The sequence below is a fragment of the Ruminococcus flavefaciens ATCC 19208 genome (assembly GCF_000518765.1).
Taxonomy (GTDB): domain Bacteria; phylum Bacillota; class Clostridia; order Oscillospirales; family Ruminococcaceae; genus Ruminococcus; species Ruminococcus flavefaciens.
Genome location: NZ_KI912490.1, coordinates 92,649 through 116,963, shown reverse-complemented (window position 1 = coordinate 116,963; position 24,315 = coordinate 92,649). Strand labels below are relative to the sequence as shown.

Genomic DNA, 24,315 nt, shown 5'->3' with positions numbered 1-24,315 from the left:
TATAGTTACCATTATACAATGAGTTGTTCTCTGTGTCAATATGCCGTGTCTCAGCGCATTAAAAATAAACGTTTTTCGTGTTGACGCTGGGCGAAAAAAGTGGTATAATAATTGGCGCAGTAATGCGAAAGGAAGATAATATGGAAAAGAATGTAACTATTCGTGAGCTTACGGCTGACGATAAAGCCGAAGTTATGGCAATGATGAGGGAATTTTACGACTCTCCAGCGGTCATACACAAGTCATCGGACAGCGTGCTCGAAAAGGACTTTGACGACTGTATCAGCGATATGCCGTTTCTGCGCGGATTTATGCTCGAACTGAACGGCGAGGCGGCAGGCTACGCCATGACTGCACTGGGCTACACCACTGAATACGGCGGTATATGCGTATGGCTGGAGGATCTGTACATAAAGCCCGAATACCGCAGATTTGGCATTGGCAGTGCGCTTTTGAAGTTTATTGAAAAGGAATTCCCACAGGCTGTTCGCTTCAAGCTTGAGATAGAAGAGGAAAACGAAGCGGCTTTTTCATGCTATTTCAGCAGGGGCTACAGGCTCTCGCACTACGGTCTTATGACCAAGGAGACAGTATGACGGGAATACGAAAATTTATAAAGGCACAGCCTGTACTTGTTATATCACTTCTTCTCGCCATAGCAACTATGTTCATAATACCGCCCGATAAGGAGTACATCGGTTACTGCAACAGTACAGTCCTCATTGAGCTTTTCGCACTTATGGCGGCTGTAGCAGGACTGCGCAGCATAGGCATATTCGATAAGCTGACACGTATCATACTCAGCAAAACGGGAACAGTCCGCAGACTTGGTGCAGTTCTTACGCTGATATGCTTTTTCAGTGCAATGCTTGTTACAAATGATGTTGCACTCATAACCTTTGTACCGCTGACACTGCTTATCTATAGCAGTATCAATGACAGCAAAAGCCTTATACTTACGGTAGTTCTCGAAACAGCGGCGGCAAACCTCGGAAGTATGATGACTCCTGTAGGAAATCCGCAGAACCTGTTCCTGTATGATAAGTACGGACTTACAGCAATGACTTTCCTGAAAACCATGCTCCCTGTTGGAGCAGTTGGACTTGCGGCTGTAATGGGACTTACGCTGCTTCTGCCGAAGGATAAATGCAAAGCTCCCGAAAGTAAGGATACTGAGATACCAAAGTTAAAAGCGGCGGTATATACGGGACTTTTTCTTGTGTGCATTGCAGCGGTGTTCAGACTTATCCCTGACTGGGTGTGCCTTATAGCTGCACTTGCTGCGGCATTGGTATGCGATATCAAGCTGCTGGGCAAGGTGGACTATGCACTGCTTGCAACATTTGTGGGCTTTTTTGTATTTGTGGGAAATATTGCAAGAATAGAAGCTGTAAGCGACTTCTTTTCGCGTATCCTCACAGGCAGAGAGCTTATCTCAGCAGCACTTCTTTCACAGGTCATAAGCAATGTTCCTGCGGCAGTAATGCTTGCGGAGTTCACGGATAACGGTACACAGCTTCTTCTCGGAGTTGATATAGGCGGCTTCGGAACACTTATTGCATCTCTGGCAAGTCTTATTTCATTCCAGCTCTACCGCAAGGACGAGAAGGCTCAGACAGGCAGATATTTTGCAGTTTTTTCAGTTATAAACTTTGCACTTCTCGGACTTCTTTTGGGAGTTCAGTATTTAATAAGCTAAGATGTAGGACGGATATTATCCGTCCTTTTTTATATGCTTGTGTCTGCAAGTGTCTTTTTATAATATGGCTGAAAAAGAACAAAAATCAATGGGAAACCGTTGATTATCAGAAAATAATTTTTGTAATTCTGCTATATGCACAAAAACGGTCGGCAGGATTTGTACGGAAAGTCTAACCGATGCTGAGTGATTTAAAACTAAAAGACAGAGCGTATTTGTTTTTTATGTAATATAATGGTATCATGCTATTTTTATATGTCATTATTTTGCATATAAGCACATTTGTGGGGTAAAATCGCAGAAAAAAGAGACAATAAATCATTGCCAAATCGTGAATAAAATAGTATAATAGTATTGACGCGGGACATTATGTCCAAAAAATATAAATCATTGGGGGAATAATCAATGAATTTTAAATTAAAGAAAATTGCAGCCGCTGCTGCCTCTCTGGCAGTGGCTGTAAGCTCGAACCTTAGTATCGGCACACCTCTCAAAGCTGATGCAGCCTACGGAAACGGCGGAAACGGTTCGGCTATCATGGAGTACCTTGACCGCGGCATCTACGCTATAAAATCGGGCAACGGTATGTTCATAAGCTGGCGTTTTAATGCCAACGATAATGACAATGCAGAGTTCCGGCTCTTCCGTGATGATACTCTCATCTACACAAGCAAGGCAGGCGATCCTACCAACTACTGGGACGCAAGCGGAAATTCAAGCTCGAAGTACCGTGTTGACACTCTCGTGAACGGCAATGTGGTCAATTCCGAGGACTGCCGCTTCACATCGGGCAGCAATTACTTCGATATACCTCTTGATGTTCCGAGAGGCGGAACTATCAACGGTGAAGCCTACACCTATTCGCCCAATGACTGCTGTGCAGGCGACGTTGACGGTGACGGTCAGTATGAGATATTTGTAAAGTGGGATCCTTCAAACTCAAAGGATAACTCCCAGACGCACAATCCCGACAAGGGCATACAGGGCTTTACCGGAAATGTGTATATCGACTGCTATACCCTTACGGGCAAGAAGCTGTGGCGTATAGACATGGGAAAGAATATCCGTGCAGGTCAGCACTATACACAGATGGCTGTTGCTGACTTTGACTGCGACGGCAAGGCAGAGCTCATCACAAAGACCTGCGACGGTACTGTTGACGGCAAGGGCAAGGTAATAGGCAACGCAAATGCCAATTATGTAAACAGCTCGGGTACTATCCTTACAGGTCCCGAGTATATGACCCTCTTTGAAGGCGCAACAGGTGCAGCTCTCGATACTATCGATTTTCCTGTACCGAGAGGTGATGCTACAAGCAATACCGCCAAGTCCACATGGGGCGACAACTACGGAAACCGCTGCGAGCGTTACAACTGCGCTATTGCTTATCTTGACGGAGTTCACCCCTCTGTCATCTACGGCAGAGGCTACTATACAAGACTTACCCTTTCGGCTGTTGACGTTGTAAACGGCAAACTGTCAAAGAAGTGGGTATTTGATACGGGATTCAATACAAGCGATCCTGCTTACGGCTGCGGAAACCACAACGTAATGGTCGCAGACTTCGATAACGACGGCAGACAGGAGGTCTGCATGGGCGCCTGCTGTATCGACGACAACGGAAAGCTGCTCTGGTCTACCAAGCAGAAGCACGGTGACGCTATGCACGTAGGCGACCTTGACCCCAATCATGAGGGAATAGAGGTTTTCATCTGCCATGAGGACGGCAATTACGGTATCTCACTTGTTGACGGCAGAAACGGTCAGATAATCTGGCACTACGACGGCGATAAGGATACAGGACGCTGCTGCGCTGACAATATCGTTGCAGGCAACAGCGGCGCTGAGTTCTGGGGCTCAAGACCTGCTAATGCAGTATATGATGTGTCAGGCAAGCAGATAGGCAACAAATGGCCTGCCACAAACTTCCTTATCCACTGGGATGGCGACTTAGAGCGTGAGCTTCTTGACGATATCACCATTACCGATGGTGCGGCAATAAACAACTATCCTGCAATATTTACAGCTAATGGCTGTGCTTCAAATAACGGCACAAAGGCAGTTCCTTGTCTTACAGCAGACCTCTTCGGCGACTGGCGTGAGGAGCTTATCCTGAGAACTGAGGATAATACAAAGCTCCGCGTATGGTGTACAAATACCGAGACAAAGTACCGCATAACAACTCTCATGCACGATATGCAGTACCGTATGCAGTGCGGCTGTCAGCAGTCATCATACAATCAGCCTCCGCACACAAGTTTCTATCTTGGCACAGAGGCTCCGCTCCCTGCAAGACCTAACGTCAAGCTGAATAATACTCCTCCCGAGCCTGTAAACGGCAAGCTTGTGAAGAATTTCCTCGTTAAGGACAGTGCTAACTCGGGCGCATGGAAGCTTATGGAGTCTAATACCACAGGCGGTGTTATCTACGGTGACAGAGACTTTACTTATACTTCACTTGCATCACAGTTCCAGAACAGTGAGTACATAATGACAGCCTGCAATTCAAAGAATACAGATGCTGACCTTGCTGAGTTCACAACAGGTGACAAGTGTGAAGTATACGTCCTTGTTGATACCCGTGAGGAAGAGGCAAACCTCGTCCCTTCATGGCTCAGCGGCTATACAAGGACAGACCTTACTGCAAGCTCAAGCAACGGAGTTAATTTCGTGGCTTACAAAAAGGAGGTTGAAGCAGGTCAGAAGGTAGTCCTCGGCACAAACGGAATGACAGGAAACGTTATAAACTACACTGTTTTCGTAAAGGAGCCTGAGGTAGTTACAACAACTACTACAACCACTACTACCACTACCACGACTACAACGACCACCACAGAGACAACTACTTCAACCACAACAACGACTGTTACAACTACAGAGCCTGTGACTACAACTACAAACGGCGGTGTTACTGTAACTGTATGGGGCGATGCAAACTGCGACGGCGATGTAGATATGTCCGATATCGTTCTAATCATGCAGAGCCTCGCAAATCCTAACAAGTACAGTGAAGGCGGTACAGAGGCATCAGCTATCACAGCTCAGGGTAAAGCTAATGCTGATGTGGATATAAGCAGCAAGGGAATAACCTCAAACGATGCGCTGAGGATACAGGAATTCCTGCTCAATAAGATTTCTTCACTTGATCCTATGGTACAATAATACTAAATGAGCTGCATGACTTTTCATGCAGCTTTTTTTGAATATGGCTATGTACTTGACAAATCGTAAGAAAACTGGTATTATAAAGTTTAATAGATAACAGGGGGTATACTTCTCATAATGGGAATAAGCTGAGGTTTGCTGACCGCATGATATGTTTGTACTGTGATCTATGATGAGATTTTTGTAGTTGTAACAGCTTCAGGTTTCAGATATAAAAGGAGATAGCATTATGGAGATAAAGAATAAAGAGATCGACGGCGGAAAGGCATTCGACTTTGGTAAAACATCAAAAGGATATGCCAAATACCGCGACATTTATCCAAAGGAATTTTATAAAAAGCTCGTTGACTGCGGCATTGGCGTAAGCGGACAGAAATGCCTTGACCTCGGTACAGGAACGGGCGTTATACCGCGTAATATGTATCAGTACGGAGCTGAATGGACGGGCACTGATATCTCGGAAAACCAGATAGCTCAGGCAAGGCTTCTTGCAAGTGCCAATAAGATGGATATTGATTTTCAGGTAGTATCTGCTGAGGAAAATGATTTTCCTGATGAAAGCTTTGATATTATAACTGCTTGTCAGTGCTTCTGGTATTTTGACACAAAGGAGCTTGCACCAAGGCTTGCAAAAATGCTGAAAAAAGACGGCAGACTTGTGGTGATGCAGATGGCATGGCTCCCTAACGAGGACAGGATAGCAGGGCTGAGTGAAAAGCTCGTTCTGGAGTATAACCCTGGTTGGACAGGAGGAGGCTGGGAGCGTGAACCTGTTCATATATCCGATGAGATGCTTGAGTCCTTTGACGTAGTTTACAGAGCAGGCTTTGACCTTAATGTGCATTTTACACGGGAGAGCTGGAACGGAAGAATGAAGACCTGCCGCGGTATCGGCGCTTCACTTCCCGAGGCTGAGATAGCTGCGTGGGAGCGCGAACACAGAGCGCTTCTTGCACTTACAGCTCCCGAAGAGTTTGATGTGCTGCATTATGCTGCGATAGCTATATTGAAAAAGAAGTAAGATCCGAGGGGAAAGGGATCACTTATTCCTGTAATAATATATAAGGATCAGGAAAGATAAGAATGAAAAGATTATTTGCAGGAATAGCAGCTGTACTTATAATGGGTATGGCTTTGGCAGGCTGCGGTGAAAAAAAGACTGCTGATATTTTAACATCAGAAGCTTCCGAGGAGGAAGAGGATATCGTTATAAGCTCGGAGGAAACTGCGGAATATGCAGCTAAAGGTACGGAGCTTAACGGATTCGAGAAGTATGAAGATGCTGTCGGCTGTTTTGTAAAGGCTGTAAAAGAGCGGGATATTTCGCAGCTCAAAGATGTTTTCTTTATAAGAGATGAATTGCAGTATATCATGCCCATAGATCAGGGAATATTCGGCTTGGTCTACAAACAGGCAGTATCCCTTATGGATACTGCTGATTATGAAACAGACTATGAAAAAGAGACAGGCGGATATACTGAGGAAGAGCTGCAATATGCCGATGAAATGGCAAATATGTATTATGTTTACGGCGGTATAAATAAAGAAGTTACAGGCGGTAACAAAGCGCTTTCAGACGATGAAAGAGCTGTTGTAACACAGACGATACAGGCTTTTGATTTCGATTTTGAAAATGTTGAGAAGCCTGTCAGCGTTACTGAGGGAAAGCACTACGAAGTCGGGCTGAAAAAGGGCGATGATATTATTACTATGTGTTTTTCACTTTATAAGGTCAACGATGAAAAATGGCTGATACAGGACGTTGAATGTAACAGAAAAGCTGAATAAACGAAAAAGCGATCCGATTTATCGGACCGCTTTGCTTTTAGTCGATATTAAAAATTCTGTCAGGCAGACGCTCGGGAACGGGCTCGGGTGGAACATCAGGTATTCCCAGTGCAAGATGACCAATGCCGATATAATCGCCTTTGAGACCTACTTTATTAAGTATCTCCTTGCCAAGATCACCTTCCATTTCTTCTTTTGCACGGTGTATCCAGCAGCTTCCAAGACCGAGCTCCTGAGCCTTTAGCATCATATTTCCGATACTGAGACTTCCGTCATATACCGCAGTAGGGATATCCTTTGGAGCAATTACGAGAATTATTATAGGTGCGCCGTAAAATGGGTCAAATCCTGATTCCCAGCCGCCGATCTTTCTGTTTTCCTCTGCAATAGTATCACGAAGCTCCTGATTTGTGATCGAGATCAATACAGGTGCCTGTTTGCCTCTGCCTGAAGCAGCGTAAATACCTGCTTCCAATACCTCGTCAATTAAGTTCTTTGACGGGAGCAATGATGAAAATTTGCGAACGCTTCGGCGTTCCTTGATTATTTTTGTAAGCTTGCTCATTATACGCTCCTCCTAAGCATTTCAAGATACATATATTATATCATATACCTCTGGAAAAATCAACATTTTTTATGATTTTTTTGTCATAATTTTATAATTTCTATAAAGATAGTGCAATTTTGAGCTTAGCCTGTTTATTATATTGCATTGACAGTACGGCTCATTCTGGCTATGATCGTTAAATGAAGGGAAGTGTGAAGAATGGATATATATAAAGCTGAAAGGTCAGATCTTGAAACGGTAAAGAAAATATCTCATTCAGCAATAAATGCTGTATATCCGCATTATTATCCTGTGGGAGCAGTTGAGTTCTTCCTTGCGCATCACTGTGATGAGAATATTTTAAGGGATATCAACAAGGGCAGGGTTTACCTGCTGAGAAACGATGAAGGCTGCGATGTGGGAACAGTTACAGTTGCCGATAACGAAATGACAAGACTGTTCGTGCTGCCCGAGTATCAGGGAAAAGGTTATGGAGGTGTACTTATCGGATTTGCAGAGGAGAAGATAGCCGAGAAGTATGATACGATAAGGCTTGATGCGTCATTTCCTGCGAAGGCAATATATCTCAGAAAAGGGTACAGCTTCGTAAGCTACCACAGCATAGAGTGCAGAAACGGTGATAAGCTATGCTACGATGAGATGATAAAGAGGATAAAGTAAAAGCCGTTAGCCTATTGTAGAGGCGGCGTTCCCTGCAATTTATATAAGCAATAAAACAATCAAGCCCCGAGACAAAGCCTCGGGGCTAAATTTGTATACACATACCGCAGTTATGCATCAGCGGCTGTATTTATTTCGTATCAGTCAAGCTTTGTGAATCGCCTGACATCACCTGCTTTACCGATGAACATCGACTTTGGACGCGCCCATACTTCGCCGTCCTTGAGGGACTTGTATATAACGAGCTCTTCCATAGTTTCGGTGTGACGGGCAACTGCAAGGAGCTCATATTCATTGCCCTTGAAGTGGCGGTATTTAGCGCCTATCTCGATCTCTGTGTCTTTATCTACAGGTACTTCTTCATGCTTTGGCTCGTTATTGACGATGTCGTCTGCAACGATTATCATTGAAGAATACGGAGCCATACGCACATGGGCGTTTGAGTTCTCAACGCTTATGGGAGAAGCTGTGAAAACATCTACCAGTCCCGAAAGATGAGTCTGGAAATTCAGGTCGTACTCATGGTCGGCGAGGTTGAGAGCGATATATACTGTCTGATCTCCCAACACCTTCTTGAATAGAAGCTGCTGATTTGTTATGACCATACGCTCATAGCTGCCGTTTCTTACAGCAGGATAAGCGCGGTAGATACGTCCCAGCTTCACGATATGATTATAAAGTGAAACATTTCCGTGCTCTGCCATGTCGTTGAGGTGCAGACACGGACGGAGATTATCATCGGAGTTGTTTTCTTTTCTGCCTTCTATGCCGTATTCGCTGCCGTAGTAAATTGACGGTATACCCGGCATGGTGTACATAAGAGTGTATACCAGCGGCAGGTGAGCGTTATTGCTGAGAGTGCTTGCAAGACGGTTAACATCATGGTTATCAACGAAGTTGTAAAGGTCGATATTGCGGTATATACCGCCGTTAGCACCTGACTGTCTGTTGATAGAATAGTCTATCTCGAAATAGTTCTTATCGTTATGTGATGACCAGAGTCCCTTATAGCACTCATAGTTCGTAACAGTGTCAAGCATCTCAGGATTAGCCCAGCGGTTGTAGTCACCGTGGATTATTTCGCCCATGAGCCAGAAATCGGGTTTTTTGCCCTTGCAGAAGCTTCGTACTCTCTTGATGAACTCAAAGTCAAGGCAGTCGGCAGCGTCAAAGCGGATACCGTCAATGCCGAATGACTCTATCCAGTAATTGATAGCGTCGATTATATGATCGCAAACGCCGACATTGCGGAGATTGAGCTTTACGAGGTTGTAATGGCCGTTCCATCCCTCATACCAGAACGGATCGCCGCAGGGACTTGGACCGCCGAAGTTAAGGTTCTGGAACCAGTCACAGTACTGTGAAGCCTGTCCTTTTTCCTGTATATCAACGAACTGCGGGAACTTTCTGCCTACATGATTGAAAACGCCGTCGAGGATAACTCTGATACCGTTTTCGTGAAGTCTGTCGCATATAAAGCGGAAGGAATTGTTGTCGCCGAGACGTCTGTCTATTTTTTTGTAGTCAATGGTGTCATAACCATGCTCGACGGACTCAAAAACAGGTCCGAAGTAGACTGCGTCAACGTTCATCTCCTTTAAATGTGGTATCCATTCCAGCACCTTGTCAAGACGATAGACAACATCCTCACTGCCGTCGTTGAACTTAGGCGCACCACAGAATCCGAGAGGATAAATGTGGTAGATTATGGCGTTATCATACCAGTTCATAATCAAAACTCCTTACATTTATTTATTTGAGCCTTCCATGTAATAAGAGGCTTCCATATCAGCCACGTTCAGTGCCAGAGCGAGCGGGTACATTTCAAGTGCCCTGCCGATAGTGCCTCTTTCCTCGGTCCCCCCGAATGAAAAGCCCATGTGGTAGCGTATTGCAAAAGCTTCCTCACGGGTAAGACGGTTTTCACCGTAGAAAAAACCCGAGAGTATGTATACCGATTTTTCGCCGTGACCATATGGGAGAGTGTCATTGATGGCGTAAAACGGTACTTTTTCCCATTGACCTGTTTCATCGTTCTTTTTATTTCTCATCTCAACTGTGTAGAAATTTACCTTGCATACATCGTGGAGCAGAGCAACAAGAGCGATAGTCTCTTCGGAATAGTCCATGCCGTAAAGCTCTTTTGTTCGCGGACGCGAAAGGTAATCCCTAAGGCAGTGATAAACATTGAGGCTGTGCTGAACAAGACCGCCCTCATAGGAACCGTGAAAGCGTGTACTGCTGGGAGCAGTAAAAAAGTCGCTTTTTTCAAGGTATTCCAGAAGCTTATCAGCTCCCTCGCGTTTTATGTTTTCTTTATATATAGAGATAAATTCTTCTTTAGGTGTCATATATGATACTCCTTACACTACTATATAAATATTATACCACAAATTGCAAGTAAATTCAATAGGCGTATATAATTTTTTTATTAATTATTACTATAATTGCCGCAGCAGCTTTATATTCGGTGAAAAAACAGCAGGAAAGGCTTGAAATTTTCTTTGAAATATGGCATAATTAAAACATGGTTTTATGCTATGCATAAAGTTGAGAGTTGAGAATTGAGAGTTGAAAGTTGATGTGTTCGCTTCACTCATGTTATTTAAATAAGTTGCTTTTATAACTTTATAACTGATAACTCTAAACTCTCAACTCTTAACTGTATCAAACTTTTGCTATGCGAAAGTTTGATACGTAAATACGGTGTCCGCTGCCGTAAAGCGGAGGTTAAGGAGGAAAAATATGTCTAACCAGCTTTGTATCGTTCTTGATTTCGGCGGTCAGTACAATCAGCTCATCGCACGAAGAGTACGTGAGTGCGGTGTATACTGCGAGATAAAACGATTTGATACTCCTATAAGTGAGATAAAGGCTATGAAGCCTGCCGCTATCATCTTCACAGGCGGCCCCAACAGTGTGTATGATCCTGCATCTCCCCATATATCAAAGGAGATATTTGAGATAGGTGTGCCTATCCTCGGAATTTGCTATGGCTGCCAGTTAATGGCTTATACTTTAGGCGGCAAGGTCGAAAGCTGCGAAAAGAGCGAATACGGCAAGATAGAAATAAATCAGGGTACAGACAGTCTTATATTCAGAGACGTTCCCGAAAAAAGCGTTGTATGGATGAGCCATACTGATTTTGTAAGTCAGCTCCCCGAGGGCTTCAGTGTAACTGCAAAGTCTGCGGACTGTCCATGTGCAGCTTTTGAAGCTCCCGAGAGAAAGCTCTACGCTGTACAGTTCCACCCTGAGGTAACTCACAGTGAGTACGGAAAGCAGATACTCCATAACTTCCTCTACAATGTCTGCGGCTGCACAGGTGACTGGGTAATGGACGACTTCATCGAGAATACAGTCAAGAAGCTCCGCGAGCAGATAGGTGATAAAAAGGTAATTCTCGGACTTTCGGGCGGTGTTGATTCATCGGTCGCAGCAGGACTTCTCAGCCGTGCAGTGGGCAAGCAGCTCACCTGCGTTTTCGTAGATCAGGGACTTATGCGCAAGGACGAGGGAGACTTCGTTGAAGAGACCTTCACAAAGCTTTTTGATATGAATTTCGTCCGCGTAAACTGCAAGGACCAGTTCCTTGCTGCACTCAAGGGCGTTACAGACCCTGAGCAGAAGCGTAAGATAATCGGTACTGAGTTCTACAATGTATTCTGGGATAAGATAAGAGAGCAGGGAACAGACGGCTTCTTTGCACAGGGTACTATCTATCCAGATCGTATCGAGTCAGGCAGAGGAAATCAGGCAGGTCATGGCAGTACAGCCGTTATAAAGACTCACCACAACATGGTAAAAATGCCTGATGACATAAAGTTCGCAGGTACTATCGAGCCTCTTGCAGATCTCTTCAAGGACGAGGTAAGAGCTGTAGGTGAAAAGCTCGGAATCCCACACGACCTCGTATGGAGACAGCCGTTCCCGGGTCCCGGACTTGGAGTTCGTATAATCGGTGAGATCACAGAGGAAAAGATAAAGGTATTACAGGAAGCAGACGCTGTATTCCGTGATGAGATACGCAAGAGCGGCATCGAGGAACAGCTGAAGCAGTTCTTTGCAGTTCTTCCCGATGTCCGCACAGTAGGCGTTATGGGCGACCACCGTACTTACGACCACCTTATCGCTATCCGTGCAGTAACTACCGATGACTTCATGACTGCTGACTGGGCAAGAATTCCGTATGATGTACTTGCTAAGGTGTCAAACCGTCTCTGCAATGAAGTCGAGCACGTTAACAGAGTAGTGTACGATATCACTTCAAAGCCTCCGGGAACTGTGGAGTGGGAATAATGCAAACGCTTGCTGAAACGGCGTAAATACGTTGTTTCTGCTGTTGTTTTGATAACAGTGGCAACGATTTGGCAACACTTCTCAATTATCGCCACAGTAATTAAATTTCTGTCAGAAAAGATAAGAGCTATCTGATTCATTTAAAATCGGATAGCTCTTTTTAATTCAGTTTATAGGTTTATTGAGATACTGTATATCCATATCCACATCGCCGTTTATACCCGGGATATGACCGTATGCACTTGCCTGCCAGATAGCGTATTCGCCGTCGTAGTCGGTCTTGTCAACGAAATGTGCCAGCCATACAGGAGTTGAACTCTTTGTCCTTTCACTCCAGATATTATTGAGGAAGTTCTTGCTGCTGTAGAGCATGGGCTTGTAGCCGTTTTTAGTTACTTCATCAGCAAATGCGGCATAGATATCGTTTATGTCGTGTATGCTCATGCCGTATTTCTGGAAGTTTGTGAACTCCTCCCAGTCGAAAACAATAGGCATTTCAAGACTCTGGCCGTCAAGCTGTTCGATTATCCAGCGGACGTGCTCGCGGACTCCTTCCTCGGTGTTGTCGGTGGTGTAGAAATATACTCCCACATCGAGACCTGCGGCTTTGGCGTTTTCAAGATTCTGACGGAAATAATCGTCAAGGGTTATCTGGCTGTAGTAATAGCCCACGCGGATAATTACAAAGCTGCATCCTGCATCGCGGACTGCGTTGAAGTCAACATCGCTCTGCCATACGGAAACATCTATGCCGAAACGTACATCATCGGTATTGTAGGTATTGATAAAATCGCTGTAATTCACACGGGGATTATTGTCAGCAGGCTTTGGTACTTCGTTGAGCACGTTTATGTTAAGGTCCCACGAAACGGAGTTTCCTGAGCTGTCCGTAACGGTAGCGGTGATCGGATATGAACCTACAGCATTCGGGTCGACCTCTCCCTCATAGGTGAGAACGGGATTCTTGTCAAAATTATCGGCAAATCCGACGTAATTATTGAGGTCAAAATCAGTGCCGACCTTGTGATTCGGAGTCCAGCCTGCATTTATTATCAGGGGCTCAGTGGTATCAATAACACTGTACTGTAGCTTCTGACTGAATTCAGCACCGTTGTAAATATATGGCACTTCCACCTCAAAAACGCCTGTGTCCGAGGTATTGAGCAATACGGAACCGTCTTTCAGATCGACGTTCTTTTCGGTTATGAAGTCCTCAAGCTTTATATCCTCGTATACTTCAACAGTATCGCGGCATTTCATAACGAGGTCTTTGGGTGGATCGACCTTTGCGGTGGTTGTGACTGTGGTCGTAGTTTTTTTAGCTGTGGTCGTAGTCTTTGCAGTTGTTGAAGAAACAGTCGAGGTTGTAACGGCGGAGTCTTTTTTTGTATCAGTATCGCTGTTGTTTGCTTTTTTATCGCCGCAGCCTGTAAGCAGGCAGGCTGCAAATACAGCAGGTAATATATATTTTAATTTCATATTGTTCCTTTCAGATATATTTTTATAATTAATGTTTTCATTATAACATATATATTTTGAAATATCAACAACCGGGGCGTAATAGTTAATACTCAGTGATATTTTGACGCGAAAAAGGGTGCAGCGTCACGCTGCTTATAGCATATAAGTTTGAAAATAGCAACAACAGCAGCATGAAAAACAAGATTCATAATCCATATACTCTTTCGGCATTTACGTGCATGAAAAGTTCACGTTCTTCATCGGTTATATCAAGACTCTCCGCAAAGCTTAAATGTATACTTTGTGAGCAGCTTCCGAAATCAGACCCGAATATAAAACGCTCAGGCATTTCATGTATCGCTTTTTCAAGTGCTGACTTTATCTGCGGCAGCAGCTTTTCATTATCTGCCACCGATGAGGTATCAAAATAAACATTAGGACAATTCCTGAGTTCTTCAAAGCACTCCTCAAGCCTCGGATAATAACAGTGACAATACACAAAAGTATTGGAGGGACAGCTGACTGCAAGCTTTTTTATCAGCTTCGGTGCGGCATAATGAGTATTGTCCCAGCCACTGTGAAAAAGTACGGGCACATGGTACTCAGCTGCAAGATCATAAACAGGTTTGAGACATAAGGCTGTACAGTAAAAATCCTCGTGACCTGTATACACTTTAAGTCCGACTATGCGCTTGCTTTCCAGCAGTTTGCGGCAGTAATCAAGCTGTGGAGCATATTCATAATTCGGACTTATGCCTGCGATAACGCTTATAATACCGCTTCCCTCAAAAAGCTCTGCGCAGTCTCTTACCGAACCGATAACGCTTTCAAGTTCCGAGTCTGCAATAACTATACCGCGGTCAACTCCGTTCTTTTTCAGTTCATCGAGAAGTGCTTCTCCCTTTGACTTAAAATCAGGAAAATCAACGGGAAGATGTAAATGTGAATCAATTATCATAGTAATACTCCTTTCATCAACAAGGCGTGAAATAATAAAAACCGCAGATTACTCTGCGGTACATTCACGTTTATTTGCAGAGCGATCAGTTTGCATAACGAACCAGACCGCTTCCGCAGCCTGTGATGCATTAACTTTTGATCGTCCGCACTTTCCGACACATACGCTTACTGCTCATGCAGCAGCCATAACTTCGGGAGTATCACTTCCTCTTCAGTATTATCGCCTTGTTTGCATTTTTATCATAGCACAATGCGCATATAAAGTCAAGTTTATTGCTGCTATTTCATTTTTCGCGTCAAAATATTGCTGAACATGAACTGTTATGCTGCGTCTCTTGCTTTTGTATTTTTTATATGTTATAATACAATATTGAAAAAACTTTACGGGAGGCGAAAATAGTGTCGCCTGATGAAAAATACGATGTGTTCATGTGCTGTCGGCTGACAGATGAAAATAATTGTACAGCTCCCGATAAGGAGTATGCCGACGAGATATACGATCAGCTGACTATAGAGGGAGTCAGAGTGTATTATGCGCCTGTCAGCGAAGCAAATGCAGAAGCTGCAATATCACAAGCAAAGGTATACCTTGTTATAGCCTCTGACAAGGAAAGCTTCAGTGCAGAACCGTTCAGGAAAGAATGGATCAGCTGTGCTGAAGAAGTGCGCAGAAATGATGATAAAAAGCTTATTACCTGCGTAAAGGGCATAGGCTCTCAGCAGATACCGCAGGAGCTTCTTGACAATATGGTAAGAGATATATCAAGGATAGATTTCCTCACAGAGCTTATCAGAAGTATAAAGAAGCTGACAGAGAGCAGTGATGAGGTAGGTCTGAGTACACCGCCGGAGAATTTGCTGAAAAGAATAGAGGATTTTCTGGAGGCTGAGGATTTTGAGGCTGCTGCGGAATACTGCCGCCTTATAAAGGAAGCTTCGCCTCAAAACTGGCAGGCGTATTATTATTCCTTCCTTGCTGACAGAGGGCTGCGCGATGAGAACGACCTGCTTCTTGAAGAGGTCATTGACGGATTTGCCTGTGAATATGCAGAAAGCTTCGGAGCTGATGTTTCTGATGACGAGTTCTTTCGCAGAACTATTGCAGATATGCTCGGAAACGATATGCGGAGAGCCTTGGAATATTCATCAGGTGATGACAGGTTAAGACTTGCGACTGTGTATGAAAGGTTCGTCAGCGGAGTGCAGGACGCGGTCTTTGCTATCGAGCAGCAGGAAATAGATGGAGAAGAAAAAAAGGAGTTTGAAAAGCTACGTATAATACATGAACGTGAACAGTCGGAAAGAGCAGCTGCAAAGCTAAAAAAGCAGCGTATACGTACACGATTTCTGACCTATATGTCGGTAATACTGATAGTTCTTACCGTGCTTGCAGTAAAATACGGTTTTGTATGGGCGATAATCCTCATTGTTATCGTATTCGCCATAACCGTACTCGGTATCGCCGGACTTGAAAAGTAAAAGCCTTAATGGAGCATCTTAAAGATGCTCCATTAAGGCGAATTTATTTTTCTTCTGTTTGTCTGAACTGAAGGGGAGTCACTCCATAAAAGCTTCCGAAGAGCTTTACGAAGTATGAAGTATTTCCGTACCCCACATTCATACCAACAGCCTTGACGGGCAGATCAGTAGTTTTCAGAAGCACTGCGGCTTTGTTCAGTCTGCTGGTTATAACGTCCTTGTTGACGCTTACGCCAAAGGTCTCGGTATAAAGATGCTGGAAACGCGAGCGGCTGAGTGAAAGCTCCTTAGCCATATCATCAATGGAGTAATCTCTGCCCGGCCAGCGGTAGATAGACTGTCTTATCCAGAGAAGCTTTTCGGAGTATATTCCCTCGGGACGGTCGTGATTTGCCGCCTTCTGGATAAGCTTTTCCGATATCTTATATATGAGCAGTCTGAAGTAAAGATCAATGGATTTTTCCCTGTACGGATCAGAGGAATAATGTTCAAAACACATACTGCGCATCATTGCCGACATATCTGTTATATCAGCTATATCAACAGGATGGTCAAGAGTGATATTGAGCTCACTGAGCATTTTTTGTTCCTCCTCATCGGGAGTGAAATGCATCCAGTCATCGAAATATTCATTGCTTGCAGGAAAATAATATTGAGGAGTATTTGGTGTGTATATTATAAACGAGTGTGCGGAAGTCCTTATATCTTTTCTTCCTATTCTGAAATGTGCGGGTGTTTTTACAATCAGCAGCAGCCAACTTTCTGTTCCATTGGGTCTGTCTATGCAGAAGCTGCGATCGTGCCTGTGATTGTAGCCGATCTCAACCATTTTCAAGGTGTTCATCCTCCAAAACTAAAATCATACTAATATTATAGCATAGTATAAAGCAAGGTGTCAATAAAAAGCAGCACGAAAGTGATATATAAATATATGATTTCCCGATAGTTGATATTAGATACATAATATGACATATCTAAGAGGAATTGTTATTTTTGAAGCAATAAAACAATGTTAAATTTTTGTTAATAATATGTCGGAATTGGATATATTTATTGCAAAATGGAGAGATATATGGTATAATAATAACAGATGTTTCTGAGCCAAAGAGCATGGATTCAAAGTAAGTAAGGGGGATTATATATGGATTTTCAGCCTTTTGTTGACAGTATACCTACAGCAGCCTGTATTGTTTCGGTAGACAAGTTTGAAAACGGAAGCTACGGCAATATACGTATCGTTACTGGAAACCGTCCTTATCTGGACAGTATCGAACGTCCTGCTGAGAATGTGGAACTTCTTACACGCAAGTTCGTTCCGAACAGTGAATATACTAATTATCTGAACCGTGACCTTAATTTTGAGGATTCGGTTTACAGAGCAGCAGTTTTGAAGAAATGTATTCATGCATATGCACACCCTGCGCGTTTTGATGTATGGTTCAATATGTCTTTCCTGCCGCTTTCTCCTGACAATGGCAGTACCTGTTATTGTGCGTACATAATGGAGATCAATTTCAAGCCCGATGCAAAGCGTATGTCAAATATATCATCTGAGATCGCTACTGCGGTCCTTGAGACCTGTATCAAGCTCAGGAGCGTTGAGGATTTTCAGGAGACTATGGACTCTATTTGTAAGGATATCCGTGATCTCTGTGATTCCGAGCATTGCTGTATCCTGATGATGGATACCGAAAAGCGGAAATGCTCTGTGCTTTGCGAGGCTTTATCGAATGATACAAAGCTTGTTTCCATGAATGCGTACTTGGAGGACTTCTACGATATTGCAGAAACATGGAAAGATACTATCGCAGGCAGCAATTGTCTTATCGTAAAGAATGAACATGATATGGAGGTCGTCAAAGAACGAAATCCTGTATGGTATGAGTCCATTACAAGTGCAGGCGGTAAGACTATCGTTCTTTTTCCGCTTGAATTCAAAGGTGAACTGCTTGGCTATATATGGGCAATTAATTTCAGTGCAGATGTAGCTGATACAATAAAGGAGACCCTTGAGCTTACATCATTTATTCTTGCTTCCGAGTTGTACAGCTATCGTATGATGGACAAGCTTCATATACTGAGTTCGACCGATATGCTGACAGGCGTAATGAACCGCAATGAGATGAATAACTATATTGACGCTTTGACAGCAAGGAAATCAGAGAAAACAGTTGGAGTTATTTTTGCTGATCTGAACGGTCTTAAAAGTGTAAATGATGATATCGGACACGAAGCCGGTGACGCTCTCCTGAAAAATGCTGCAAACGCATTGCGCGACGTTTTTGCTGTTCATGAAATATTCAGAGCAGGCGGCGATGAGTTTACGGTGATACTGACAGATGTTACGGAGGACGAGCTTAACAGAAAAGCAGAAAAGCTTAGAGAAGTGTCAAAGAAATACAAGGATCTTGTGTTTGCTGTTGGCGCAGCTTACGAAAGCAGCGTGAATAATGTCCGCACTGCCCTGCAAAAAGCAGATATGCTTATGTATGAGGATAAGAAGCGCTATTATGAGCTTCACCCTGAAAAGAAGCGCGGTGTAATTGATAAAAGAAACGGATAATGTAAAGCTGAAGGCTACTGCATTTTGAGCAGTAGCCTTTTTGTGATATGTATATTATTACAGTTCAGATATTATTTCAAACGCGGAAAAAATTCGCGCTCCACAAGAAGTAAAGCGCGAACTTGCCTGCGGGGGCTCCCCGCTGGTGCCGGTGGCGGGACTTGAACCCGCACGGTATTGCTACCAACGGATTTTGAGTCCGTCACGTCTGCCAATTCCATCACACCGGCACATTAGTCATAATTATAACATATGATAAAAACTTTGTCAATAGTTTTTTATAAATTCAGGCTGCCGATTTTGGGGCAGCCTGATCATTTATTATATACATAATTTCCTTCAAGTCTTGTCTCAAATTCTTCAACGGGCATAGGTTTGTCAAAATAGAAGCCCTGAGCAAGATCACAACTATTTTCCGCGAGAAACTGTACTTGTTCTTTGGTCTCAACACCCTCGGAAATACATTCAAGTCCCATTTCCTGAGCCATAGCAACGATATACTTGAACATGACATTTTTCTGTCTCGGGTTTTCATCATCTTCCGTAGTGAGAAGACTCCTGTCAAGCTTCAATACGTCCCACGGTATCTCCTTAATGAGATTAAGGGAAGAATAGCCTACTCCGAAATCGTCAACAGATGCGGAGATACCTGTTTTCTGCAGACCTCCGATAGTACGCTTCAAATCGTTGAATTCCACATCGGTCGTAGTTTCGGTAAGCTCTATTTCGATATATTCATGGGGAACATTGTTCCTGTCAACGATTTCGACGATATGGTCCAGAAGATCCATGTCGGAAAGGTGACGGCGTGAAAGGTTAACAGATATGCGTACTACGTTCTTGCCGCTGTCGAGCCACCTGCGGATATCCTTGCATACAGCATCCAGCATATAGAAATCCAGCTTGCAGATATCGCGTCCCTGTTCGAGAACAGGAATGAATTCACCCGGCGATACAAGCTTTCCGTTATGCATCCAGCGGCAAAGCGCTTCTGCACCTGCGAGTTTTCTGCCGCTAATTGCCACTTTGGGCTGATAGTAAACAAGAAATTCTCTTTCCTCAAGGGCTTTCGGGAAGCTTACAGTGATATCATTGTTCCTTTTGCTTCTTGCCAGAAGCATATCATCGAAGTATGCAACGTCGACCTTTGCAGAGTTTTTGGCAATACTGTATGCCATGCTCACTCTGTCCATAATATCTGTCGGCAGTATTACACTGTCGTTGTTCTGCATAACATAAACACCTGCTGTAGCGGATATATTTATACGCTCGTTGCGTTTTTCGTCATATACAATGCCTGTACCGTTAAGTATTTTAAGAACGTTCTGGAGCTTGTAGCTCTTGATAAGTGTAATGAAGTTATCTCCGCCTATCCTGCATACGGTTTCGTTTTCATCGTCAAGAAGCTCTGCGATACAGCCTATGAATTTTTTCATTACAATATTACCGCTTTCACGTCCTATATGCTGATTGACAACAGAAAAGCGTTTCAGATTGAAGCGGACAGCTGTATAATTGGCTATCATGCCGCTTTTACAAAGCTTTCTGCCGCATTTCATGAATTTCTTGAGATTATGCATATTCAGCTCACCGTCAAAGAAAGTAAGATGCTGAGTGAGCTTCAGAAGTCTGAATTTACCGCAGAATGTACTGAAAAGAGCAATAAAGATGTCTATTCTTCTGCGTTCTTCATCTGTCCATTCGGGTTCATTGTCCTTGATAAAAATGTTATATACTGCGATATTTTCATCTACGGTAACGATACGATTGCTGATGCAGTCGCTGTTTTGGAAATTACCGCAGTCATAAAAGCACTGGGTCTCGGGCAAGCCCAGATGCTCAGAAGCTTCGTTCTCATAGGAAATAACTTCGATCTTGCCTATTTTAAGGACACAGCAAAGCTCAGCCACTGCTTCTGAAATCTGTACGGGTGTTGCAAAAGAGAGCCGATGTAAACTGCATATCAATTTTTCAAGTGCTGTCAGATATTCATTTGTATTCATTCATATCCCCTCCGAATACAGAAAACATTCTGTATCAGATTTGCATTATTATACAGATTTATTATAACACACGATAGACGGAAAATAATGAATATATTATTAATATAATGTAAATTACGCAAGATGTTCAAAGAATTTTATGTATGTTGCTAAGAAAATGCGCTTGAAAAGAATTTTGCGTCGTGTTATATCTGATGAAAGATCAATTCATCGAATAAAAGTTTTACAGCGGAAAAGTGTTGACAGTAAGAGCGGTGTATGGTATAATTTTTATGGAACATTATGCCGTTGAAAACGGCAGTTATTATAGATCTGGAGGAATTTGAATATGAAAAAAATAAATGTCAGAACAAGTCATCCGTACGAAGTTTTGATCGAGCGCGGTGCACTTGATGACTGTGGAAAATATATCGCAAACGTAACAAAATCGCGCAGGGCAGCCGTTATTACCGATGATATCGTTGAAAAGCTGCATTTGCAGACAGCACTTGATTCCCTGAAAAAAGAGGGCTTTGAGTGCAGTGTGTACGCTTTCCCAAACGGTGAAGAGGCGAAATGTCTTGAAAATCTCGGAAATATATACGATTTTCTCTGTAAGAGCAATATTACAAGAAGTGATATCATAATTGCTCTCGGAGGAGGCGTTGTAGGCGATATTACAGGATTTGCCGCAGCTTCTTATCTCAGGGGCGTAGAGTTTGTGCAGATACCTACTACTCTTCTTGCACAGGTGGATTCGTCCGTGGGCGGAAAGACAGCTATAAACATTTCAGGCGGCAAAAACCTTGTAGGTGCTTTCAAGCAGCCTGCACTTGTTATATGCGACAGTGACATACTTAAAACTCTGCCCGAGGAGACTCTTGCAGAGGGCATGGGCGAGTGCATAAAATACGGTATGATACGCGATGAAAAGCTCTTTGAGCTTATAGAGTCCCGCGATCTCGGTACAGTTGACGAGATAATGGACGAAATGGTATATGCCTGCGTTGATATAAAACGTGTCATAGTTGAACACGATGAATGTGACAGGGGAGAGCGTATGGTGCTGAATTTCGGTCATACTCTCGGTCATGCCATAGAGGGTTGGCACAACTATAAAGGCATTTTCCACGGCGAGGGAGTTGCAGCAGGTATGTGCATGATAACTGACCGCCTTGCACCTCAGCTTTCCGACAGACTTAAAAAGGTATGTGCAGCTTATAAGCTGCCTACAGGAAGTGATATCCCAATGAAGGAGCTTCTTCCTTTCTGTTCAAAGGACAAGAAAAATGAAGCAAAGGATATCAACTATATCATCTGCAAAGAGATAGGCAAGGGCGAGATAGTGAAAGTGCCTTTCACTGAATTCTGCCGACTTATGGAGGGCTGAGAATGGATATACGCATAACTCCTTCAAAGCTTAAGGGCAGTCTCAGCGTTCCTGCTTCAAAGAGCTGTGCTCACCGCTCGATAATTTGTGCTTCACTTGCTGACGGAGTTTCATATCTCAGCGGAGTTACCATGTCAAAGGATATCGAAGCTACAATAGGAGCTATGACTGCTCTGGGGGCTGAGTTTGAAGTGAACGGCGAGGATATCACCGTTAAGGGAAACGGAGGCAGACCTGCTGATAGATGCATCGTTGACTGCAATGAGAGCGGTTCCACACTTCGTTTCATTATACCGATTGCCGCCGCTGTAGGCACAGAGACTGAATTCCGCGGCAGAGGCAGACTTCCTCAGCGTCCTATCGACATCTTCACAAGAGAGCTCGGAAAAAACGGCGTGAAATTCGATTATCACAACACTATGCCTTTTACCGTTTCAGGCGGACTTAAAAGCGGCAGATTTGAGATAGAGGGCGATGTTTCTTCGCAGTTCATCACGGGACTCCTCTTTGCGCTCCCACTTCTTGACGGGGATTCGGAGATAATCCTCACATCGCATCTTGAATCCCGTCCCTATGTGGACATTACCATAGATACTCTGCGCCGTTTCGGTGTAGAAGCTGAGGAAACTGCTGGAGGCTTCCGTGTAAAAGGCGGACAGACATACAAGCCTCATGACGAAAAGATCGAGGGAGATTACTCTCAGGCAGCTTTTTTCTGCGTTGCAAATGCTCTTGGCTCACAGGTAGAGCTTCATAACCTTAATGAAAACAGTGTTCAGGGCGATAAGAAAATTCTTGAAATTATACATGATATATGTTATAATAATACTATTGGCAATTATAATGCCGATTGTTCCGATATTCCCGACCTTGTTCCCATACTGGCGGTGCTTGGAGCTTTCGGCAGCGGAAGATCAGTAATATACAACGCTAAACGACTTAAAATAAAAGAAAGCGACCGCCTTGAAACTACTGCGGCTCTCATAAATTCTCTGGGAGGCTGCGTTACAGTTACCGATGACGGACTCATCATTGAACCTACAGGAGCAATGCACGGAGGTACAGTTGACAGCTTCGGCGACCACAGAATAGTTATGGCGGCAGCCATAGCAGCTACCTGTACCGACGGAGAAGTAATTATCAAGGGCGCTGAGGCTGCCGAAAAGTCCTATCCTGCTTTCTTTGACGACTACAAAATGCTCGGAGGTAAAGCTAATGTCATCATTCTGGAATAATCGGATATCTGTCTCCATGTTCGGTGAAGCTCACGGACCTGCAATAGGCGTTACCGTGGATAATCTTCCATCGGGAGAATACATAAATGCTGAGGAGCTTGCGCGCTTCATGGCAAGAAGATATTCCTGCGGCGGTCAGACTGCCGTAAATTCCATGCCTCATATAATGTCAGGTATTTTCAACGAGCGTACAACGGGTACTCCTCTTTGTGCATTCCTGCAAAATACCGATACATCTGCACCTCAGCATGAAGAGACAGACAATCTTGTTCGTCCCGGTCATGCGGACTATACAGGTGCAATGAGATACAGAGGCTTCAATGATGTCAGAGGCGGCGGACATTTCTCGGACAGGCTCACAGCTCCGCTGTGCTTTGCTGGTGCGGTCTGCGCTCAGATACTTGAAAGACGCGGCATCTATACAGGTGCCCATATATTACAGATACACAATGTAAAGGACAACCCCTACGATCCTGTGAATATCACAAGGGACGGCGTTCTCAGCGTCAGAATGAAGGATTTTCCTGTTATCAATGACCGCAAGGGCTGGCAGATGATAGAGGATATCAATAAGGCTTATGAGGGCGGAGAGTCTCTCGGCGGCGTTATCGAGTGTGCTTCTGTGAATGTTCCTGCGGGAATAGGATCGCCTATATTTGACGGTCTTGAGAATACTATCGCTCAGCTCATATTCGGTATCCCAAACGTTACGGGACTTGAGTTCGGAGCAGGCTTCCTTTCGGCAAAAATGGTTGGAAGCCAGAACAATGACGAGTTTTATGTCAACGACCACGGTCACGTGCTCACAAAGACCAATAATCATGGCGGCATCATCGGTGGTATATCTTCGGGTATGCCTGTTACTCTGAGAGTTGCTTTCAAGCCCTCGGAGTATATCCCTCAGACTCAGAATGCCGTTAATTACCGTGATATGACCAGTGAGACAGCTGAAAGCGAAAAGCATATCCCATGCGCTGTACCTTCGGCTGTTCCGTGTGTTGAAGCAGCTGTGAATATCGCGCTTCTTTCACATATGATGGATTATCCAAATTTCTGTTAAGGTGAC

At 43.9% G+C, this 24,315-nt stretch carries 19 protein-coding genes and 1 tRNA gene; 12 read left to right on the top strand and 8 right to left on the bottom strand.

Going from position 1 to position 24,315, the window contains the following annotated elements:
- Positions 1 to 140 precede the first annotated feature (140 nt).
- The 5 genes from L870_RS0110715 to L870_RS0110695 all read left to right on the top strand — a co-directional run bounded on the left by L870_RS0110715 (position 141) and on the right by L870_RS0110695 (position 6,652).
- Entirely contained in the window at positions 141 to 596 is a 456-nt protein-coding gene (locus L870_RS0110715; RefSeq protein ID WP_028518146.1) for a GNAT family N-acetyltransferase, read from the top strand.
- Positions 593 to 1,699, top strand: a complete 1,107-nt coding sequence (locus L870_RS0110710; protein WP_028518145.1) for an SLC13 family permease — start codon at positions 593 to 595, stop codon at positions 1,697 to 1,699. The genes L870_RS0110715 and L870_RS0110710 overlap by 4 nt, the downstream gene beginning before the upstream one ends.
- Positions 1,700 to 2,104: 405 nt before the next feature.
- Positions 2,105 to 4,861 carry a rhamnogalacturonan lyase family protein gene (locus L870_RS17315; RefSeq protein WP_162148443.1) on the top strand — a complete coding sequence of 919 codons (2,757 nt, stop codon included), beginning with the start codon at positions 2,105 to 2,107 and terminating at the stop codon, positions 4,859 to 4,861.
- A gap of 232 nt (positions 4,862 to 5,093) precedes the next feature.
- Complete coding sequence (locus L870_RS0110700; protein WP_028518144.1) at positions 5,094 to 5,885, top strand: class I SAM-dependent methyltransferase; 792 nt, start codon at positions 5,094 to 5,096, stop codon at positions 5,883 to 5,885.
- A 62-nt stretch (positions 5,886 to 5,947) separates the two neighbouring features.
- Positions 5,948 to 6,652: a hypothetical protein gene (locus L870_RS0110695; RefSeq protein WP_028518143.1), complete on the top strand. Its 705-nt coding sequence runs from the start codon at positions 5,948 to 5,950 to the stop codon at positions 6,650 to 6,652.
- Positions 6,653 to 6,689: 37 nt separating this feature from the next.
- On the opposite strand, the gene L870_RS0110690 is transcribed toward L870_RS0110695, so the two are convergent.
- The gene (locus tag L870_RS0110690) at positions 6,690 to 7,217 is read right to left on the bottom strand and encodes a nitroreductase (RefSeq protein WP_028518142.1); all 528 of its coding nucleotides are present in this window, start codon (positions 7,215 to 7,217) and stop codon (positions 6,690 to 6,692) included.
- Between the two features lie 201 nt (positions 7,218 to 7,418).
- Between L870_RS0110690 and L870_RS0110685 the strand changes: the two genes are divergently transcribed.
- The gene (locus L870_RS0110685) at positions 7,419 to 7,880 is read left to right on the top strand and encodes a GNAT family N-acetyltransferase (RefSeq protein WP_028518141.1); all 462 of its coding nucleotides are present in this window, start codon (positions 7,419 to 7,421) and stop codon (positions 7,878 to 7,880) included.
- A gap of 140 nt (positions 7,881 to 8,020) precedes the next feature.
- Here the strand turns inward: L870_RS0110685 and L870_RS0110680 are convergent, their stop codons facing one another.
- Together L870_RS0110680 and L870_RS0110675 are read right to left on the bottom strand one after the other, a co-directional pair.
- The gene (locus tag L870_RS0110680; protein WP_037272026.1) at positions 8,021 to 9,610 is read right to left on the bottom strand and encodes a DUF1653 domain-containing protein; all 1,590 of its coding nucleotides are present in this window, start codon (positions 9,608 to 9,610) and stop codon (positions 8,021 to 8,023) included.
- A gap of 18 nt (positions 9,611 to 9,628) precedes the next feature.
- Entirely contained in the window at positions 9,629 to 10,231 is a 603-nt protein-coding gene (locus L870_RS0110675) for an HD domain-containing protein (protein WP_028518139.1), read from the bottom strand.
- A gap of 394 nt (positions 10,232 to 10,625) precedes the next feature.
- On the opposite strand from L870_RS0110675, the gene guaA reads away from it, so the two are divergent.
- Complete coding sequence (gene guaA, locus L870_RS0110670) at positions 10,626 to 12,179, top strand: glutamine-hydrolyzing GMP synthase (RefSeq protein ID WP_028518138.1); 1,554 nt, start codon at positions 10,626 to 10,628, stop codon at positions 12,177 to 12,179.
- A 165-nt stretch (positions 12,180 to 12,344) separates the two neighbouring features.
- Here guaA and L870_RS0110665 read toward each other — a convergent pair whose 3' ends face one another.
- Positions 12,345 to 13,658 (bottom strand): GH25 family lysozyme, encoded by a 1,314-nt coding sequence (locus L870_RS0110665; RefSeq protein WP_028518137.1) that lies wholly within the window; start codon positions 13,656 to 13,658, stop codon positions 12,345 to 12,347.
- Positions 13,659 to 13,845: 187 nt separating this feature from the next.
- Positions 13,846 to 14,598, bottom strand: a complete 753-nt coding sequence (locus L870_RS0110655; RefSeq protein ID WP_037272023.1) for an amidohydrolase family protein — start codon at positions 14,596 to 14,598, stop codon at positions 13,846 to 13,848.
- Between the two features lie 401 nt (positions 14,599 to 14,999).
- Here L870_RS0110655 and L870_RS0110650 point away from each other — a divergent pair, with 401 nt between their 5' ends.
- Entirely contained in the window at positions 15,000 to 16,079 is a 1,080-nt protein-coding gene (locus L870_RS0110650; protein WP_028518135.1) for a magnesium transporter CorA family protein, read from the top strand.
- 43 nt (positions 16,080 to 16,122) lie between these two features.
- On the opposite strand, the gene L870_RS0110645 is transcribed toward L870_RS0110650, so the two are convergent.
- Complete coding sequence (locus L870_RS0110645) at positions 16,123 to 16,908, bottom strand: AraC family transcriptional regulator (protein WP_242836509.1); 786 nt, start codon at positions 16,906 to 16,908, stop codon at positions 16,123 to 16,125.
- A 312-nt stretch (positions 16,909 to 17,220) separates the two neighbouring features.
- On the opposite strand from L870_RS0110645, the gene L870_RS0110640 reads away from it, so the two are divergent.
- A complete protein-coding gene (locus L870_RS0110640) occupies positions 17,221 to 18,642 on the top strand; it encodes a GGDEF domain-containing protein (protein ID WP_028518133.1) in 1,422 nt (473 codons plus the stop codon).
- 143 nt (positions 18,643 to 18,785) lie between these two features.
- On the opposite strand, the gene L870_RS0110635 is transcribed toward L870_RS0110640, so the two are convergent.
- Together L870_RS0110635 and L870_RS17310 are read right to left on the bottom strand one after the other, a co-directional pair.
- Positions 18,786 to 18,872, bottom strand: a tRNA-Leu gene (locus tag L870_RS0110635).
- Positions 18,873 to 18,956: 84 nt separating this feature from the next.
- Complete coding sequence (locus L870_RS17310; protein WP_051411510.1) at positions 18,957 to 20,645, bottom strand: bifunctional diguanylate cyclase/phosphodiesterase; 1,689 nt, start codon at positions 20,643 to 20,645, stop codon at positions 18,957 to 18,959.
- A 328-nt stretch (positions 20,646 to 20,973) separates the two neighbouring features.
- On the opposite strand from L870_RS17310, the gene aroB reads away from it, so the two are divergent.
- From aroB to aroC, 3 genes are read left to right on the top strand one after another with little or no spacing between them, the layout of a single operon-like run.
- Positions 20,974 to 22,014 (top strand): 3-dehydroquinate synthase, encoded by a 1,041-nt coding sequence (gene aroB / locus L870_RS0110625; protein WP_028518132.1) that lies wholly within the window; start codon positions 20,974 to 20,976, stop codon positions 22,012 to 22,014.
- 2 nt (positions 22,015 to 22,016) lie between these two features.
- On the top strand, positions 22,017 to 23,249 hold the full coding sequence (aroA, locus tag L870_RS0110620) for a 3-phosphoshikimate 1-carboxyvinyltransferase (protein WP_028518131.1): 1,233 nt from the start codon (positions 22,017 to 22,019) through the stop codon (positions 23,247 to 23,249).
- Complete coding sequence (gene aroC / locus L870_RS0110615) at positions 23,230 to 24,309, top strand: chorismate synthase (RefSeq protein WP_028518130.1); 1,080 nt, start codon at positions 23,230 to 23,232, stop codon at positions 24,307 to 24,309. Before aroA ends, aroC begins: the two co-directional genes overlap by 20 nt.
- Positions 24,310 to 24,315 lie beyond the last annotated feature (6 nt).